A 14,485-nucleotide genomic window follows, 5' to 3' on the forward strand; every position below is an offset into this window, starting at 1 on the left:
GGCCACCTACGCCCAGTCGCGCACCTCCAAGCCGGTCAAGGGCATGCTCACCGGCCCGGTGACCATGCTGGCCTGGTCGTTCGTCCGCGACGACCAGCCGCTGGCCGACACCGCCCGCCAGGTGGCCCTGGCCCTGCGCGACGAGGTCGCCGACCTGGAGCGCGAGGGCATCCGGCACATCCAGGTGGACGAGGCCGCGCTGCGGGAGCTGCTGCCGCTGCGCGCCTCCGAGCGCCAGGAGTACCTGGACTGGGCCGTGGGCTCGTTCCGGCTGGCCACCTCCGGGGTGGGCGAGCGCACGCTCATCCACACGCACATGTGCTACTCGGAGTTCGGCGAGATCGTCGGCGCGATCGAGGCGCTGGGCGCGGACGTGACCAGCGTCGAGGCGGCCCGCTCGCACATGGAGCTGGTGGACGACCTGGACCGCTCCGGCTACCGCCGGGGCATCGGCCCGGGGGTCTACGACATCCACTCCCCGCGGGTGCCCTCCGCCGAGGAGATCGAGTCGGCGCTGCGCACCGCCCTGCGCGCGGTCGACCCGGCGCGGCTGTGGGTGAACCCCGACTGCGGCCTCAAGACCCGCGGCTACGCCGAGATCGAGCCGGCGCTGCGGAACATGGTGCAGGCCGCCCGCCGGGTCCGCGCCGACCTGGCCGGGTGAGCCCCGCGCCCCGCTGAGGCACGAGCGGGGCGGTGACCGGAAGGAGAGAACGGGAAAGGGGGGTGCGGGCCGGACGGCCCGCACCCCCCTTCTCACACGGGGACCCGCGCTCAGGCGCCGATCTGGCCCAGCGCCTCCTCGCCCAGCTCCGGGACCAGGTCCTTGACGTCGTCGTACTTCAGCGGGGCCGGCTCGCTCTCGTCGGCCTGGTAGCCCGGCGTCATCGTGTAGTCGACGGTCATGACGATGTTGCCCTGGCGCACCAGCAGGGTGGCCACCGAGTCGTTGGTGCGCAGGATCTTCTGCGTGGAGAAGACCAGGGCGGCCTCCTCGCCGACGTCGACCTTCTCGTCGACCTCGTGCACCTCGGTCTCGATGATGTCGTTGCTCTCGTCGGTCGCGCGGTCCAGGCTGCTCTGGAACCGCTCCTTGGCGCCCTCGATGGAGTCCGAGCCGCCGTAGGGCACCTGGTAGGTGACCGAGACGTACCCGCTCTGGTCGCCCTCGCCCTCCAGGGTGTAGGTGCAGTCCGAGGAGGAGTCGGTGAGCGACTTGCTGCCCTCCCGGCCGCCGATGTCGGCCAGGGTCGACTCCGAGAGCGACGCGCACGGGTCCTGGGGGAGCTCGTAGGGGGGCTCGCCCTGCGGGCCGGCGGCCTGGGTCTCCTCGTCCTCCGCGGGCTCCTCGGACGCGGTGGTCTCCTCGGTGCCCTGGGTGGGCTCGCCGCCGCCCTGCGGCTCCCGCCCCTCATCCCCGCCGCCGCGGATCAGCATGAAGACCACGGCGATCACGAGGATCACGATGACGACGCCGCCGACGATGACGATCCACAGCCCGGCGCTGCTCTTCTTCGGCGGCGGGTAGCCCGGGCCGCCGGGGCCGCCGGGACCGACAGGCCCCCCAGGGCCGTAGGGAGGCTGCCCGCCCGCGTACATCTGCTGGTCCTGAGGGGGGTACTGCGGTCCGGACCCCCCATAGGGGGGCTGAAAGCCGGGCTGCTGTCCGTATGGTCCGTTTTCGCTCATGACTCCCCTCGCCACCTGCGTGACTGAAACTTTTCGTGAGACGCCGGCAGGCGTCCTCACGGTTCCCCATTCCGGTGGGAAACGTGGAGCCGGGCGCCGGGCGCGCCACTCCACGGGCGTCCCTCCGCGACTGGTCTCGGCAGGAGGCGGGCCCCGGGTTCGGCATCCTAGCGTCCCGCCCCCGGGAGGCAGAGGGGCGGAGGCGGGTTCGGGCCGCATCGTCACGGATTCGTGGCGGTTCCGTGCCTGATGCGCCGGATACGCCCCTCGTCCCCCGGTGATCGTTGCCGGAACGAGACCTCTGTCCGCGGGTGCGGCGTTACCGTGGGCCGGTGACCGATGACAGTGCGAACGGCGGCGGAGGCGCGCCCCGGCACGGGTTCTGGGCGTGGCTGGTCTTCATCCTGGCCGTGGGCGCGGTGCTGGCCCTGGCCGCGGGGTGCATGGCGTTCATGTACGCGCCGGTCTTCGGCGGCTGACCCCGCCCCCGCGCGCCGCCGCTCAGAACATCGAGATGTGCACGTGGTCGAAGTGGTTCTCGGTGATGGAGCCCCGGTCGGCCATGTCGCGCCAGCCCTCGGAGTCGCGGCGCACGTCCCAGATCTGCTGACGGTAGATCACGTACATGATCCCCAGCCGTTCGGCGTTGTCCTGCGCCCAGTGGGCGATGTCCCAGCCGTGGTCGATCTGGTCCTGTGAGGGCATCTGCCCGTTCTTGTCGACCATGAAGTCGCAGGCCCGCCCCTTGGGGTGCTCGCCGACGACGTACCCGCCGTCGGGGCGGTAGCAGCCGTAGCCGCCGTGCTCCTTGTTGTCCCCGAACTTCTCGCGCACCAGGTCGCGCATCTGGCGGGTGCGGGGGGTGAGGTTGTCCGGCGGCCCCATCTCCTGCTCGGGGTGGTCGGCGATGAGCCCCTGGACCTCCTCGCGGCGCTCCTCCAGCTCCTCCAGGTCCTCCTCGACCTTCTCGGCCTTCTCCCGGGCGTTGTCACTGGCCTTCTCGTCGCGCTCGATCGCCTTCTCCAGGTCGTCGATGCGCGCCTGGTGGTTGCCGGACAGGTGCCCGATGATCTGGGCCTGGTCGATCAGGCGCTGGGGGTCCTCCTCGACGAACACGGTCAGCGAGGGCTCCAGGCCCGAGCTGGTGTAGCCGGCGATGGCCAGCTGCCGCACCTGGTCCCGCGCGTCCTCCACCTCCTCGCGGGTGGTGTCCGCGCGCTCCTGGGCCTTCTCGGCGTCCTCGAAGACCGCCTCCATGTCCCGCAGCTCGCCGTTGTAGTCGTCGCTGAGCCGGTCGGCCCGCTCCTGCAGCTCGTCCAGGCTCTCGGCGGGCCGGGGGGCCGGGACGGCGGAGGCGGGCGCGATCGGGGAGGCGGCCAGCAGCGCCGCGGCGAGCACCGCGCCCAGGCCCCTGCGCCTCCCGGCGCGCGGTGCCCCCTCGCGCGGGCAGGGCGGGTCGGGGGCCCAGAAGTCGGCGTAGGGGTCGCCGCCGGTCCGGTCGTCCGCCACGTCCACGCTCTCCTCGGCTGCTCGGTCGGCGGTCCGCGGACCGCGCATGCGCACGACAGACATTAAAGGGAGTTTCGGGCGCGCGCCAACGGAACGCCGGTTTGTGGTGAACCTAACGCACCTTTCGTCCGGTTCGTTCTCGTTTTCTGCCGTCTGATGTGGTTACGTGGGCGGCGTGAACGTCGATGAACTCGCCAGCCCCGCTCTCCGCGCCCTGCCGCGCGGTCGTCGGCTGTGCCCCGGGTGGCACCGTCCGGCAGGCGGCTGTCGCCTGATGCCGGCGTAACCACCCTTTCCGCGACCGGGCCCGGACCGATCTCCGGAGCACCGCGCGTCGCCCCGCTTCCCGCCCCTCCGGTGCCCCATGCTCTGACCTGGGCCCACACGCGCAAGGCCGCTCAGCCGTGCCCGCAGCACCAGGACCGCGGCCCCGCACCGGAGCCGTCCGCCCTCCCGACCGGAGGGCCGAACGCCGAGGAAACCCGTGATCGAAACCGTGGACCTGCACAAGGTCTATCCCGTCGGCAAGCGCAGGGTCGCCGCCCTGGACGGCGTCGACCTGTCCGTGGAACAGGGGGAGGTCTACGGCGTCGTCGGCCAGAGCGGCGCCGGCAAGAGCACCCTGCTGCGCTGCGTGAACCTCCTGGAGCGCCCCACCTCGGGCCGCGTGGTCGTCGACGGGCGCGACCTGACCGCGCTGGGCGCGGCCGAACTGCGCCGGGCCCGGCGCGGCATCGGCATGGTGCACCAGCACTTCGCGCTGCTCTCCTCGCGCACGGTCGCCGCCAACATCGCCTTCCCGCTGGAGATCGCCGGGGTGCCGCGGCGCCGCCGCGCCGCCCGGGTCGCCGAGCTGCTCGACCTGGTGGGACTGGGCGACAAGGCCAAGGCCTACCCCGCCCAGCTCTCCGGCGGCCAGAAGCAGCGGGTGGGCATCGCCCGCGCCCTGGCCTCGGACCCGGCGGTGCTGCTGAGCGACGAGGCGACCTCGGCGCTGGACCCCGACACCACCGACTCCATCCTGGAGCTGCTCGCCGACCTCAACCGCGAGCTCGGACTGACCATCCTGCTCATCACGCACGAGATGGACGTGATCAAGAAGGTCTGCCACTCGGCCGCGATCATGGCCGACGGCGCCTTCCAGGAGGCGGGCAGGGTCCTGGACCTCATCGCCACGCCCGGCTCGCGCCTGGCCGACGCGCTCTTCCCGCTGCCGCCCACCCAGGCCCCGGACGCGGTCGCGCTGACCTACCCGCGCGCCTATGACGAGCCGCTGGTCTCGGAGGTCACCCGCCGCTTCGACGTGGACGTCAACATCCTGGCCGGCGCCGTCGAGCAGGTGGCCGGCACCTCGGTCGGGCGGCTGAACGTGCAGATCCAGGGGGAGCGCCGCGAGGGCGCGCTGCGCTTCCTCGCCGACAAGGGCCTGCTGGTCCAGGAGGCGGCCCGATGATCGACGTCCTCACCGAGTTCGCCGAGCGGCTGCCCGGCATGAGCGAGACGCTCTACTACGGCACGCTGGACACCCTGTACATGGTGCTGTGGTCCACGCTGTTCAGCGTGGCCTTCGGGCTGCCGATCGGGGTCCTGCTGGTCACCACCGACCGCGGCGGCCTGACCCCGGCCCCCTGGTTCAAGGCGCTGCTGGGGGCGGTGGTCAACATCGGCCGCTCGCTGCCGTTCATCGTGCTGATGGTGGCGGTGCTGTCGCTGACCCGCCTGCTCACCGGCACCACGCTCGGGCCCACCGCCGCGATCGTGCCGCTGAGCATCGGCGCCGTGCCCTTCTTCGCGCGCCTGGTGGAGACCGCGGTGCGCGAGGTCGACCGGGGCGTGGTGGAGGCCGCGCACGCCATGGGCGCGCGCAAGACCACCGTCGTCGGCAAGGTCCTGCTCCCCGAGGCGCTGCCCGGGATCATCGCCGGCCTGGTGATGACCGTGGTCGCGCTGGTCTCCTACTCGGCCATGGCCGGGGCGATCGGCGGGGGCGGACTGGGCGACGTCGCCATCCGCGAGGGCTACCAGCGCTTCGACGACTACTACCTGTGGGCCACGGTGATCCTCCTGGTGGTCATCGTCCAGGCCGCGCAGAGCCTGGGCGATCTGGCCATCCGCCGCCTCTCGCGCCGCTGACCCCGCCGCGGCCCCCGCGCAGACCCGACCACACCCGCACACCACCAGCGCTGCACCCGCAGCACGGACAGCAAGGAGACCCGAGGTGCACAGGACCCTGGCGATCATCGGCGCGACGGCACTGGCGGCCACCGCCGCCTGCGGCGCCCCCAGCGAGCGCGCCGCCGAGGACGGCGGATCGGGCGGGGGCACCACGATCACCGTGGGCGCCACGCCGCTGCCGCACGCCGACGTGCTCTCCTACATCCAGGAGAACCTGGCCGCCGAGGCCGGGCTGAACATCGAGGTCACCGAGTTCACCGACTACAACCAGCCCAACGCCGCGCTGGTCGAGGGGAGCCTGGACGCCAACTACTTCCAGACCCGCCCCTTCCTGGACGACTTCCTCGAGGGCAACCCCGACGCCGACCTGGCCTACCTGGACGACGTCCACCTGGAGGCGTTCGGGCTGTACTCCGAGAAGGTCGACGACCTGGCCGACCTGGAGGACGGCGCGCAGATCGGGGTGCCGGGGGATGCGGCCAACATGGGCCGGGCGCTGAAGCTGCTGGAGGACGAGGGCCTGATCACCCTGGCCGGGGACGCCGGGGACAACCCCTCCGACTCCGACATCGAGGACAACCCCCAGGACCTGGAGATCGTCCCGACCGAGGCGGCGCAGCTCCCGCGCTCGCTTCCGGACCTGGACGCCGCGGCGGTCAACGGCAACTACGCCATCGAGGCCGACCTGTCCTCATCGGCCGAGGCGCTGGCCTTCGAGGGGACCGAGGACAACCCCTACGCCAACGGGCTGGTCGTGCGCTCGGAGGACGCCGACGACGAGGCCGTGGCCACCCTGAACGAGCTGCTGCACAGCGACGAGGTCAAGCAGTACATGGAGGAGCAGTGGGACGGGGTCGTCATCCCCGTCGGCGGCGCTCAGGAGTGAGGCCGGCCGGGCGCGCCCCGGTCACCGTCCGCAGCGGCCCGCATCCCGTCCGGGGATGCGGGCCGCCGGTGGTGTAACGGTCGCGTAACCGCAGCGGAGCGGGCATTGACGCCGGACGGTGTGACGGCGTCCACTGTGTGGGAGCGCTCCCATACCGGGGGGAGAGGGGCGCCCCACCCCACAAGCACCCTTGACGAGCGAGGCCGGACATGAGAACACCGGGTACCCCGTACCGTGCCGCGCGTGCCGCGGGCACGCGCCCCGCCCGACCCTCCCTGAGAACCTCCCTGACGGCCGCGGCCGCCGGCGGCGCGATGCTGATGGCCACCGCCTGCGGAGGCGGTGGCGACGGCGGAGGCGGCGACGTCACCCTGACCATCGACACCTTCGGGGTGATGGGCTACGAGGCGCTCCTCGAGCAGTTCGAGGAGGAGACCGGCATCGCGGTCGAGGAGCGCAACGTCACCGACACGGCCGACTACACGCCCCAGCTGCAGCAGAACATCGCCGCAGGCTCGGGCGCCGGGGACGTCGTGGCCATCGAGGAGGCCAACATCGCCCAGTTCCTCGCCCAGGACGACCGCTTCGTGGACCTGGCCGAGCACGGGGCCGCGGAGATGCAAGGCGACTTCCTCGAGTGGAAGTGGGAGCAGGGCACCACCCCCGAGGGCAAGATCGTCGGTCTGGGCACCGACATCGGCAGCATGGGCATGTGCTACGACACCCAGCTCTTCGAGGACGCCGGCCTGCCCACCGACCGCGAAGAGGTCTCCGCACTCTGGCCCACCTGGGACGACTTCATCTCCACCGGTGAGGAGTTCGCCGACGCCGAGACCGGCGCCGCGTTCGTCTCCACCATCCAGCCCTACTTCCGGGCGGTCACCTCCCAGGCCGGAGGCGCGCCGTTCCAGAACGAGGAGGGCGAGCTGGTGCTGGAGTCCAACGAGGACACCCGCGCCTCCTACGACACCGTCGTGTCCATGTCCGACCTGTCGGCGAACCTGCCGATCTGGTCCGACGAGTGGAACTCCGGGATCCAGAACAACGCCTTCGCCACCCTGCCCTGCCCGGCCTGGATGCTCGGGCACATCGAGAACACCGCCGGCGACGCCGGCGCCGGCCGCTGGGACGTGGCCGCCGTCCCCGGCGGGAGCGGCAACTGGGGCGGCTCCTTCCTGGCCGTCCCCGAGCAGAGCGAGCACCCCGAGGAGGCCGCGGAGCTCGCCCGGTTCCTGACCAGCCCCGAGGGGCAGCTCGGCGCGTGGAACGAGGCCAACACCCTGCCGTCCTCGCCCGAGGCGCTGGAGTCCGACGACGTCCTCGAGTTCACCCGGCCCTACTTCAACGACGCCCCGGTCGGCGAGATCTACGCGACCACCGCCATGGAGCTGGAGCCGGTCTACTACGGCCCCGACACCCAGGCCGTCGACGACGCGTTCCGCGCCGCCCTGGAGTCGGTCGAGCAGGGCCAGGCCGAGCCGGACGAGGCCTGGGAGACGGCGGTGGCCGAGAGCGAGCGGGCCGCGGGGTGAGACGCTTCGCCCGCCTGCGCGCCGCGGTGGACACGAAGGGGGCGCCCTATCTCTTCATCGCCCCCTTCTTCCTCCTCTTCGGCGTCTTCGGCCTGTTCCCACTGCTGTACACCGTGTGGGTGTCGCTGCACGACTGGAGCCTGATCGGCGGCAACGAGGGCTTCGCCGGGCTGGACAACTACGCCCGGCTGGTCTCCGACGCCAAGTTCTGGAACGCGCTCCTGAACACGCTGGGCATCTTCGTCGTGGCGGTGGTGCCCCAGCTGATGCTGGCGCTGCTGATCGCCGACACCCTCAACCGCGCCATCCGGGGCCGAGGCCTGTTCCAGATGGCGCTGATCATCCCCTACGTCACCTCCATCGCCGCCATGGCGATCGTCTTCTCCACCCTGTTCGGCACCCAGTTCGGGCTGATCAACCAGGTCCTCGGGATGGTGGGCATCGACCCGGTCAACTGGCGCGGCGGCCGGTTCTCCTCCTGGGTCGCCATCGCGGTGATGATCGACTGGCGGTGGCTGGGCTACAACACGCTGATCTACCTGGCCGCCATGCAGGCGGTTCCGCGCGACATGTACGAGGCCGCCTCGCTGGACGGCGCCTCGCGGATCCGCCAGTTCCTCCAGATCACCATCCCGATGCTGCGCCCGACCATCCTGTTCACCGTCATCATCTCCACCATCGGCCAGATGCAGCTGTTCACCGAGCCCGCCGTGTTCGACACCGGCGGCGCCATGCAGGGCGGCACACAGGGCCAGTTCCAGACCGTGATGATGCTCGTCTTCCAGGAGGCGTTCCGCTACGGCGACTACGGCTACGGGGCCGCTGTCTCCTGGGTCCTGTTCTGGATCATCGTCGTTCTGGGCGCGGTCAACGCCTTGCTGGCCCGGACCATCAAGGGGGCGCCGTGACCACCCCGACCGCGACCGCAGCGACCGCCCGCCGGCCCGGGTCCGGGCCGCTTCGCCGGCGCCTGCGCCGGCTGCGGCAGGCCTCCCCGCTCACCTACGCCGGCCTGCTGCTCACCGTGTTCGTCTCGGTGTTCCCGCTGTGGTGGATGTTCGTCATCGCCACCCGCACCACCGACGCGGCGGCCCGCTTCCCCCCGGTGCTGACGCCGGGCGACCGCTTCGACGACAACCTGGAGCGGCTGTTCGGGGAGACCTCGGCCAACTTCGGCACAGGGCTGATGAACTCCTTCATCGCCTCGGGCACCGTCGCCCTGTCGGTGGTGTTCTTCTGCTCGCTCGCCGGGTTCGCCCTGGCCAAGCTGCGCTTCAAGGGGCGCACCTTCTTCACCGTGGCCGTGGTGCTGACCATGGCGGTGCCGGTGCAGGTCGGGATCATCCCGCTGCTGGTGCTCATGGAGTGGCTGGGCTGGCGCGGCGAGCTCCAGGCGGTGATCGTGCCGTTCCTGGTCAGCGGGTTCGGCGTGTTCATGATGCGGCAGTACGTCTCCCAGGGCGTGCCCGACGAGCTGCTTGAGGCGGCCCGCATCGACGGATGCTCCACATTCCGCACCTTCTGGAGTGTGGTGCTGCCCGCCCTGCGGCCGGCGATGACCGTGCTCGGCCTGCTCACCTTCATGACGGTGTGGAACGAGTACGTGTGGGCGATCGCCGTGCTCACCCCCGACAACCCGACCGTCCAGTTCTCCATCAACCAGCTCCAGGAGTCGGCCTACGCACGCGACTTCGCGCTGATGTTCACCGGCGCGACCCTGGCCACCCTGCCCCTGCTGATCCTGTTCGTCCTGCTCGGCCGCCAGCTCGTCGGCCGCATCATGGAAGGTGCCATCAAGGCGTGACCGCAACGACGCACACCACCGCCCGGCAGACCGCCCCCGCCGGCGCCGCCGCCCGCTTCCCCGAGGGCTTCGTCTGGGGCGCCGCCACCTCGGCGTTCCAGGTCGAGGGCGCCACCGGCGCCGACGGGCGCGGCCCCAGCATCTGGGACGACTTCTGCGCCCGCCCCGGCGCTGTGCTCGGCGGGGACACCGGCGAGCCCGGGGCCGACCACTACCGGCGGATGCACGAGGACATCGCCCTCATGCGGGAGCTGGGCCTGGGCGCCTACCGGTTCTCGGTCTCCTGGCCGCGGGCGGTGCCCGGCGGAACGGGCGCGCCCAACCCGGCCGGGATCGACTTCTACGACCGGCTCACCGACGCGCTGCTCGAGGCGGGCATCACCCCCTGGCCCACCCTCTACCACTGGGACCTGCCCTCGGAGCTGGAGGAGGCCGGGGGATGGCCGGCCCGGGACACCGCGCTGCGGTTCGCCGAGTACGCCGCGGTCATGGGCGAGGCCCTGGGCGACCGGATCACCGACTGGACCACCCTCAACGAGCCGTGGTGCGCGGCCTTCCTGGGGTATGCGGCCGGGATCCACGCCCCGGGGCGGCAGGACGCGGCGGCCTCCCTGGCCGCCGCCCACCACCTGCTGCTCGCGCACGGCCTGGCCGCCCGGGAGCTGCGCCGGGCCTCGGGTGCGCGGGTGGGCATCGTGCTCAACCCCGCCGAGTTCGTGCCGTACCGGCCGGTCCCCGAGGACATCGACGCCGTGCGCCGCGCCGACGGGGTGCGCAACCGCCTGTTCACCGGGCCGCTGCTGCGCGGGGCCTACCCTGCCGACGTCCGCGAGGACCTGGCCCCGGTCAGCGACTTCGGGTTCGTGGCCGACGGCGACCTGGAGACCATCGCCGCCCCGCTGGACTTCATCGGGGTGAACTACTACTCGGCCGAGGCCGTGGCCGCGGACCGGGAGGCGGCCGGGGACGCGGCGGCCGGGACGGGGCCGGACCCGGCGCTGGTGGGCACCGCCCCCGCGGTGCTGCTGCCGCTGGGGGACCGGCGCACCGGCATGGACTGGGGCGTGGACCCGCGGGGCATGTACGGGGTGCTCACCCGGCTGGCCGCCGAGGCCCCCGGCACGGACCTGTACGTGACCGAGAACGGCGCCGCCTACCCGGACGAGCTCGGCCCCGACGGGCGGGTGCGCGACACCGAGCGGGTGGACTACCTGCGCGACCACCTGCTGGCGGTGCGCGCGGCGGTGCGCACCGGGGCTCCGGTCAAGGGATACTTCGCCTGGTCGCTGTTGGACAACTTCGAGTGGGCCTGGGGATACTCCCAGCGGTTCGGGCTGGTGCATGTGGACTTCGCCACCCAGCGCCGTACCGTCAAGGACAGCGGCCGCTGGTACGCGGCGGCCGCCGCGGCGGGGGCGGGGGCCGCCGCGGNGCCGCGGAGCCCGCGGAGGGGTGAGCGATGGGCGAGGAGCGAAGGCCGACCCTGGAGATGGTGGCGCGGCGCGCCGGGGTCGGCCGGGGGACGGTGTCCCGCGTGATCAACGGGTCCAGCCGGGTGAGCCCGCGGACCCGGGACGCGGTGCGCGCCGCGATCGCCGAGTTGGGGTACACGCCCAACCGGACCGCGCGTGCGCTGGTCACCCGGCGCACCGACACCGTGGCCCTGGTCGTCTCCGAGCCCGAGGAGCGCCTGTTCGACCAGCCGTTCTTCGCCGGGGTGGTGCGCGGGGTCAGCGCGGTGCTGACCGCCCGCGGGCTGCAGCTGCTGCTGGCCACCGCGCGCACCCCCGGCGACCACGAGCGGCTGGGCGAGTACCTGACCGGCGGGCACGTGGACGGGGTGCTGCTGGTCTCGCTGCACACCGACGACCCGCTTCCGGACCGGCTGGCCGGCGCCGGGCTGCCCGTGGTGCTCGGCGGCCGGCCGCTGCACCCGCCCCGGCACCCGGTGCACTACGTGGACATCGACAACGTCGGCGGGGCGGCCTCGGCCACCCGCCGGCTGGTGGACGGCGGGCGGCGGCGCATCGCCACCGTCGCCGGGCCCGCCGACATGGCGGCCGGCCAGNCCGGCTCCGCGGCCACCGGCTGGCGCTGGCCGAGGCCGGCCTGCCCGATCCCCCCGAGCTCACCGTGCACGGGGACTTCAGCCACGAGAGCGGCGCGCGCGCCATGCGCGCCCTGCTGGAGGCCTCCCCCGACCTGGACGCGGTATTCGCCGCCTCCGACGACATGGCGCTGGGGGCGCTGCGGGCGCTGCGCGAGGCGGGCCGGCGGGTCCCCGAGGACATCGCCCTGGTCGGCTACGACGACACCGCGGCCGCCGCGCTGGCCGACCCGCCGCTGACCACCGTGCACCAGCCCACCGAGCGGATGGGCGGGGAGATGGCGCGGGTGCTCGCCGACACCGCCATCGACGAGGGGCCCGGCGCGCGCCCGCGGTCGGTGGTGCTGGACACGCGCCTGGTGGTGCGCGCGTCCGGCTGAGCACCGATCGCACCACCCCCTCTGGACTGGCGGTGAGGCGCTGTGCAACGCTGAGCACGCCTCCGCGCACGCCGCGGGAGGGGCGCGCCGCGGAGTCGGGACGAGCGCGGCGCGGGCGACGGAATCCTTGCGGGGGGACGGGCTATGGCGGTTCGGCCTGAGCGCTCACCGGAGGAGGGCCCACGCTCCCGATGCGCGATCGAGCACTGCCGGTGGTGCGCGCGGGAGGGCCCGGCCTGCCGGTTCTGCGCGGGCACCGGCCGGTGGCGCGCCGAGCGCCCGGCGGCCGACGGCGGCGTCGTGGAGTGGACCGTCGTCGAGGAGTCCTGCCGCATGTGCGCGGGCACCGGCAAGGAGCACAACCCCCCGGGCGAGCCGCCGGAGGCTCCCCTGCGCCGCCGCGACCCGGCGGGGCGGTAGGTTCGTCCCGCGGCGCGCGGTGCGCCGCTGCCACGACGACCACGGACGACCACGGGGGACACGTGCGCTGGGTGAGCTACCTTCCGCCGACCGGAGGCGCGGAGCGGGCCGGGGTGATCGACGACGGGTGCGTCTTCGGGCACCCCGGCGGCCGGGAACCGGCCGGCCTGCTGGACGCCGGCGCCGCGGCGGTGCGGGCGGCGCACGACGAGGCCCTGGAGCACCCGGTGGAGATCATCGTGGAGTTCGAGACCCGCCTGTGCGCCCCGGTGCGCCCCTCGGGCCCGGTCGCGGCGGCCGTCGCCGGCGGTCCTCCGCTGGAGATCGCCCCCGGGCTGGTGCGCGGCACCGACGACGGCGTCCCGATGCCCGCGGGGGCGGGGGCGCTGACGGCCGAGCCGGGCGCGGCCGCGGCCGCGGGGGAGTCCGGCAGGCTGCTCGGGTACACCGCGGCCTGCCTATGGCGCACCGGGGACGGCGTCCCCGCCGCCCTGAGCATCGGGCCGGCGCTGGTGACCCCGGAGGAGTTCGCCGCCGGGATCCCGGTCCGCGTCGGGGCCGAGGTGGACGGCGCGCCCGTCGCCGCGGCCGAGGTCGCCCTGCCGGAGGTCCCCCCGGCACAGGGGGGTCCCGCGCTCGCGGTGTCCCTGGCCCCTGCGACGCGCCCCCTGGAAGAGGGCGAGGAGCTCAACGTGGACGCCGACGTGCTCGGCGTCTTCGAGATCCGCGTGGGCGCCCAGGCCTGAGCGCCCCGGTCCGTCCCTATCCCTCGAACTCCCAGTGCCAGGGCTCGAACCCGTCGCGCGCCCATTCGGGGTTGTGCCAGCCGTGCCCGGGGCCGTGCTCCCGCATCCAGCGGTACTCGGCGGAGCCGTCGGTCTCCACGCCGCCGCACAGGTCGACCGCCAGCCCCAGGCCGTGCGTGCTCGTCCCGGGGGCGGCGGCCATGCCCGCGGCCTTCTCCTCGTACAGGCGGACCTGCTCGTCGATCGGGCGGTAGGAGTCGGCCACGCACATCGGGCGGCCGAAGTGCTCCCGGAAGTCGCCGTCCAGGGCGATGAACGCCTCCGCGGCGTCGGCGCGCAGCCGCTCGCCGGGCTGGGGGAGGGGGCACAGCGCCGACTCGGGGATCCGGCCGTTGGCGTGCGCGGAGGTGTCCCCGCCCTCGCACCGCTCGCCGTCGCCCTGCCCCGAGGTCCGCTGCTGCGCCTGGCCGTCCCCCTCGTCACCCTCGTCCTCCGGCTCCGCCCCGTCCGCCCCGTCCGGGCCGGCCTGCGCCCGGCGGGCCTGCTGCTCGCGCAGCTCCTCCTCCAGGCGGGACTGCTCGGCCAGCAGCCCGCGCAAGTCCTCGCGTCGGTCCTCCAGGGCCGCCTCGGCGTCCTCGCGGGTCTCGCGCGCCGCCTCGGCGGCGTCGGCGCGCTCGTCCCGGGCCTTGTCGGCGCGGTCGCTGAGCGTGCCGGTGGCCGTGCCCGCGGCCGCCGCGCGGTCCACCTCGTCCTGGCGCCGCTCGGCCAGGACCGACAGGAACGAGGCCCGGTCCAGTGCCTCCTGGGGGCCGCGCGGGCTGCTCCAGGCCACCAGCGGCCCCAGGTCGGCGCCGGTGTAGGCGGCCACCGCCTGGCCCGCGGCCTCTGCGCGCACCCGCTCCCCGCGCTCGGCGGCGCGGCGGGCGGCCCGCTCGGCCGAGCGGGCCCGGCGCTCGGCCCGCTCCAGCCGCTCGGACTCGTCCATGTGGTCGCGCACCGCCTCGTCGGCCCGCTCGTGCAGCGCGTCCATGTCCGCCCGGACCTCGGCCAGCGCGGCGCGCACCTGCGCCGCGGAGTCCTGTGCGTTTGCCCCGGCGGGCGCCGGCGGGACGGCCAGGAACGCCCCCGCGCACAGTGCGGCCGCGAGCGCACGCGGCGAACGATTCGGACGGTTGTGCCGCCACGACATTGACACTCCCCCCGGAGAACGGCCCCTCTGGGTGACAGAGTGTCATGG

The 14,485-nt window shown here is 73.7% G+C and carries 13 protein-coding genes and 2 pseudogenes (1 of these 15 only partly in view); 12 read left to right on the forward strand and 3 right to left on the reverse strand.

The window, feature by feature from the left end:
• Positions 1-577, forward strand: a pseudogene (metE, locus tag D450_RS30650) (5-methyltetrahydropteroyltriglutamate--homocysteine S-methyltransferase) (its annotated part extends 1,563 nt beyond the left edge of the window); the annotation flags it as partial.
• Positions 578-774: 197 nt separating this feature from the next.
• On the opposite strand, the gene D450_RS0119470 reads toward metE, so the two are convergent.
• On the reverse strand, positions 775-1,599 hold the full coding sequence (locus D450_RS0119470; RefSeq protein ID WP_017540332.1) for a DUF3558 domain-containing protein: 825 nt from the start codon (positions 1,597-1,599) through the stop codon (positions 775-777).
• A gap of 422 nt (positions 1,600-2,021) precedes the next feature.
• Here D450_RS0119470 and D450_RS34030 point away from each other — a divergent pair, with 422 nt between their 5' ends.
• On the forward strand, positions 2,022-2,168 hold the full coding sequence (locus tag D450_RS34030) for a hypothetical protein (RefSeq protein WP_017540333.1): 147 nt from the start codon (positions 2,022-2,024) through the stop codon (positions 2,166-2,168).
• 22 nt (positions 2,169-2,190) lie between these two features.
• On the opposite strand, the gene D450_RS0119480 is transcribed toward D450_RS34030, so the two are convergent.
• Positions 2,191-3,204: a coiled-coil domain-containing protein gene (locus D450_RS0119480; protein WP_017540334.1), complete on the reverse strand. Its 1,014-nt coding sequence runs from the start codon at positions 3,202-3,204 to the stop codon at positions 2,191-2,193.
• Positions 3,205-3,694: 490 nt separating this feature from the next.
• Between D450_RS0119480 and D450_RS0119485 the strand changes: the two genes are divergently transcribed.
• The 10 genes and pseudogenes from D450_RS0119485 (at position 3,695) to D450_RS0119530 (ending at position 13,248) form a co-directional block, all read left to right on the forward strand.
• Positions 3,695-4,651: a methionine ABC transporter ATP-binding protein gene (locus D450_RS0119485; RefSeq protein ID WP_026124249.1), complete on the forward strand. Its 957-nt coding sequence runs from the start codon at positions 3,695-3,697 to the stop codon at positions 4,649-4,651.
• Positions 4,648-5,331 (forward strand): methionine ABC transporter permease, encoded by a 684-nt coding sequence (locus D450_RS0119490; protein WP_017540336.1) that lies wholly within the window; start codon positions 4,648-4,650, stop codon positions 5,329-5,331. The genes D450_RS0119485 and D450_RS0119490 overlap by 4 nt, the downstream gene beginning before the upstream one ends.
• A gap of 85 nt (positions 5,332-5,416) precedes the next feature.
• Entirely contained in the window at positions 5,417-6,259 is an 843-nt protein-coding gene (locus D450_RS0119495; protein ID WP_017540337.1) for a MetQ/NlpA family ABC transporter substrate-binding protein, read from the forward strand.
• Positions 6,260-6,573: 314 nt separating this feature from the next.
• The gene (locus tag D450_RS0119500; protein WP_017540338.1) at positions 6,574-7,791 is read left to right on the forward strand and encodes an extracellular solute-binding protein; all 1,218 of its coding nucleotides are present in this window, start codon (positions 6,574-6,576) and stop codon (positions 7,789-7,791) included.
• Positions 7,788-8,699, forward strand: a complete 912-nt coding sequence (locus D450_RS0119505) for a carbohydrate ABC transporter permease (RefSeq protein ID WP_017540339.1) — start codon at positions 7,788-7,790, stop codon at positions 8,697-8,699. Before D450_RS0119500 ends, D450_RS0119505 begins: the two co-directional genes overlap by 4 nt.
• Positions 8,696-9,595, forward strand: a complete 900-nt coding sequence (locus D450_RS0119510) for a carbohydrate ABC transporter permease (protein ID WP_017540340.1) — start codon at positions 8,696-8,698, stop codon at positions 9,593-9,595. The genes D450_RS0119505 and D450_RS0119510 overlap by 4 nt, the downstream gene beginning before the upstream one ends.
• Entirely contained in the window at positions 9,592-11,133 is a 1,542-nt protein-coding gene (locus D450_RS0119515; RefSeq protein ID WP_017540341.1) for a GH1 family beta-glucosidase, read from the forward strand. The genes D450_RS0119510 and D450_RS0119515 overlap by 4 nt, the downstream gene beginning before the upstream one ends.
• Positions 11,085-12,082, forward strand: a pseudogene (locus tag D450_RS30655) (LacI family DNA-binding transcriptional regulator). Before D450_RS0119515 ends, D450_RS30655 begins: the two are co-directional and overlap by 49 nt.
• A 144-nt stretch (positions 12,083-12,226) precedes the next feature.
• Positions 12,227-12,502 carry a hypothetical protein gene (locus D450_RS0119525; protein WP_017540343.1) on the forward strand — a complete coding sequence of 92 codons (276 nt, stop codon included), beginning with the start codon at positions 12,227-12,229 and terminating at the stop codon, positions 12,500-12,502.
• A gap of 71 nt (positions 12,503-12,573) precedes the next feature.
• A complete protein-coding gene (locus D450_RS0119530) occupies positions 12,574-13,248 on the forward strand; it encodes a hypothetical protein (protein ID WP_394296671.1) in 675 nt (224 codons plus the stop codon).
• A 16-nt stretch (positions 13,249-13,264) separates the two neighbouring features.
• Here the strand turns inward: D450_RS0119530 and D450_RS0119535 are convergent, their stop codons facing one another.
• Entirely contained in the window at positions 13,265-14,437 is a 1,173-nt protein-coding gene (locus D450_RS0119535) for a M15 family metallopeptidase (protein ID WP_152520874.1), read from the reverse strand.
• Positions 14,438-14,485: the final 48 nt, after the last annotated feature.

The sequence above is a fragment of the Nocardiopsis halophila DSM 44494 genome, assembly GCF_000341245.1.
In the GTDB taxonomy this organism is placed as follows: domain Bacteria; phylum Actinomycetota; class Actinomycetes; order Streptosporangiales; family Streptosporangiaceae; genus Nocardiopsis_A; species Nocardiopsis_A halophila.

What these genes read in the sequence shown, in the direction of transcription:
- D450_RS0119470 (WP_017540332.1), bottom strand. Translation starts at nt 1,599, where the DNA reads ATGTACGCGGGCGGGCAGCCTCCCTACGGCCCTGGGGGGCCTGTCGGT.
- D450_RS0119525 (WP_017540343.1), top strand. Translation starts at nt 12,227, where the DNA reads ATGGCGGTTCGGCCTGAGCGCTCACCGGAGGAGGGCCCACGCTCCCGA.
- D450_RS0119500 (WP_017540338.1), top strand. Translation starts at nt 6,574, where the DNA reads ATGCTGATGGCCACCGCCTGCGGAGGCGGTGGCGACGGCGGAGGCGGC.
- D450_RS0119535 (WP_152520874.1), bottom strand. Translation starts at nt 14,437, where the DNA reads ATGTCGTGGCGGCACAACCGTCCGAATCGTTCGCCGCGTGCGCTCGCG.
- D450_RS0119490 (WP_017540336.1), top strand. Translation starts at nt 4,648, where the DNA reads ATGATCGACGTCCTCACCGAGTTCGCCGAGCGGCTGCCCGGCATGAGC.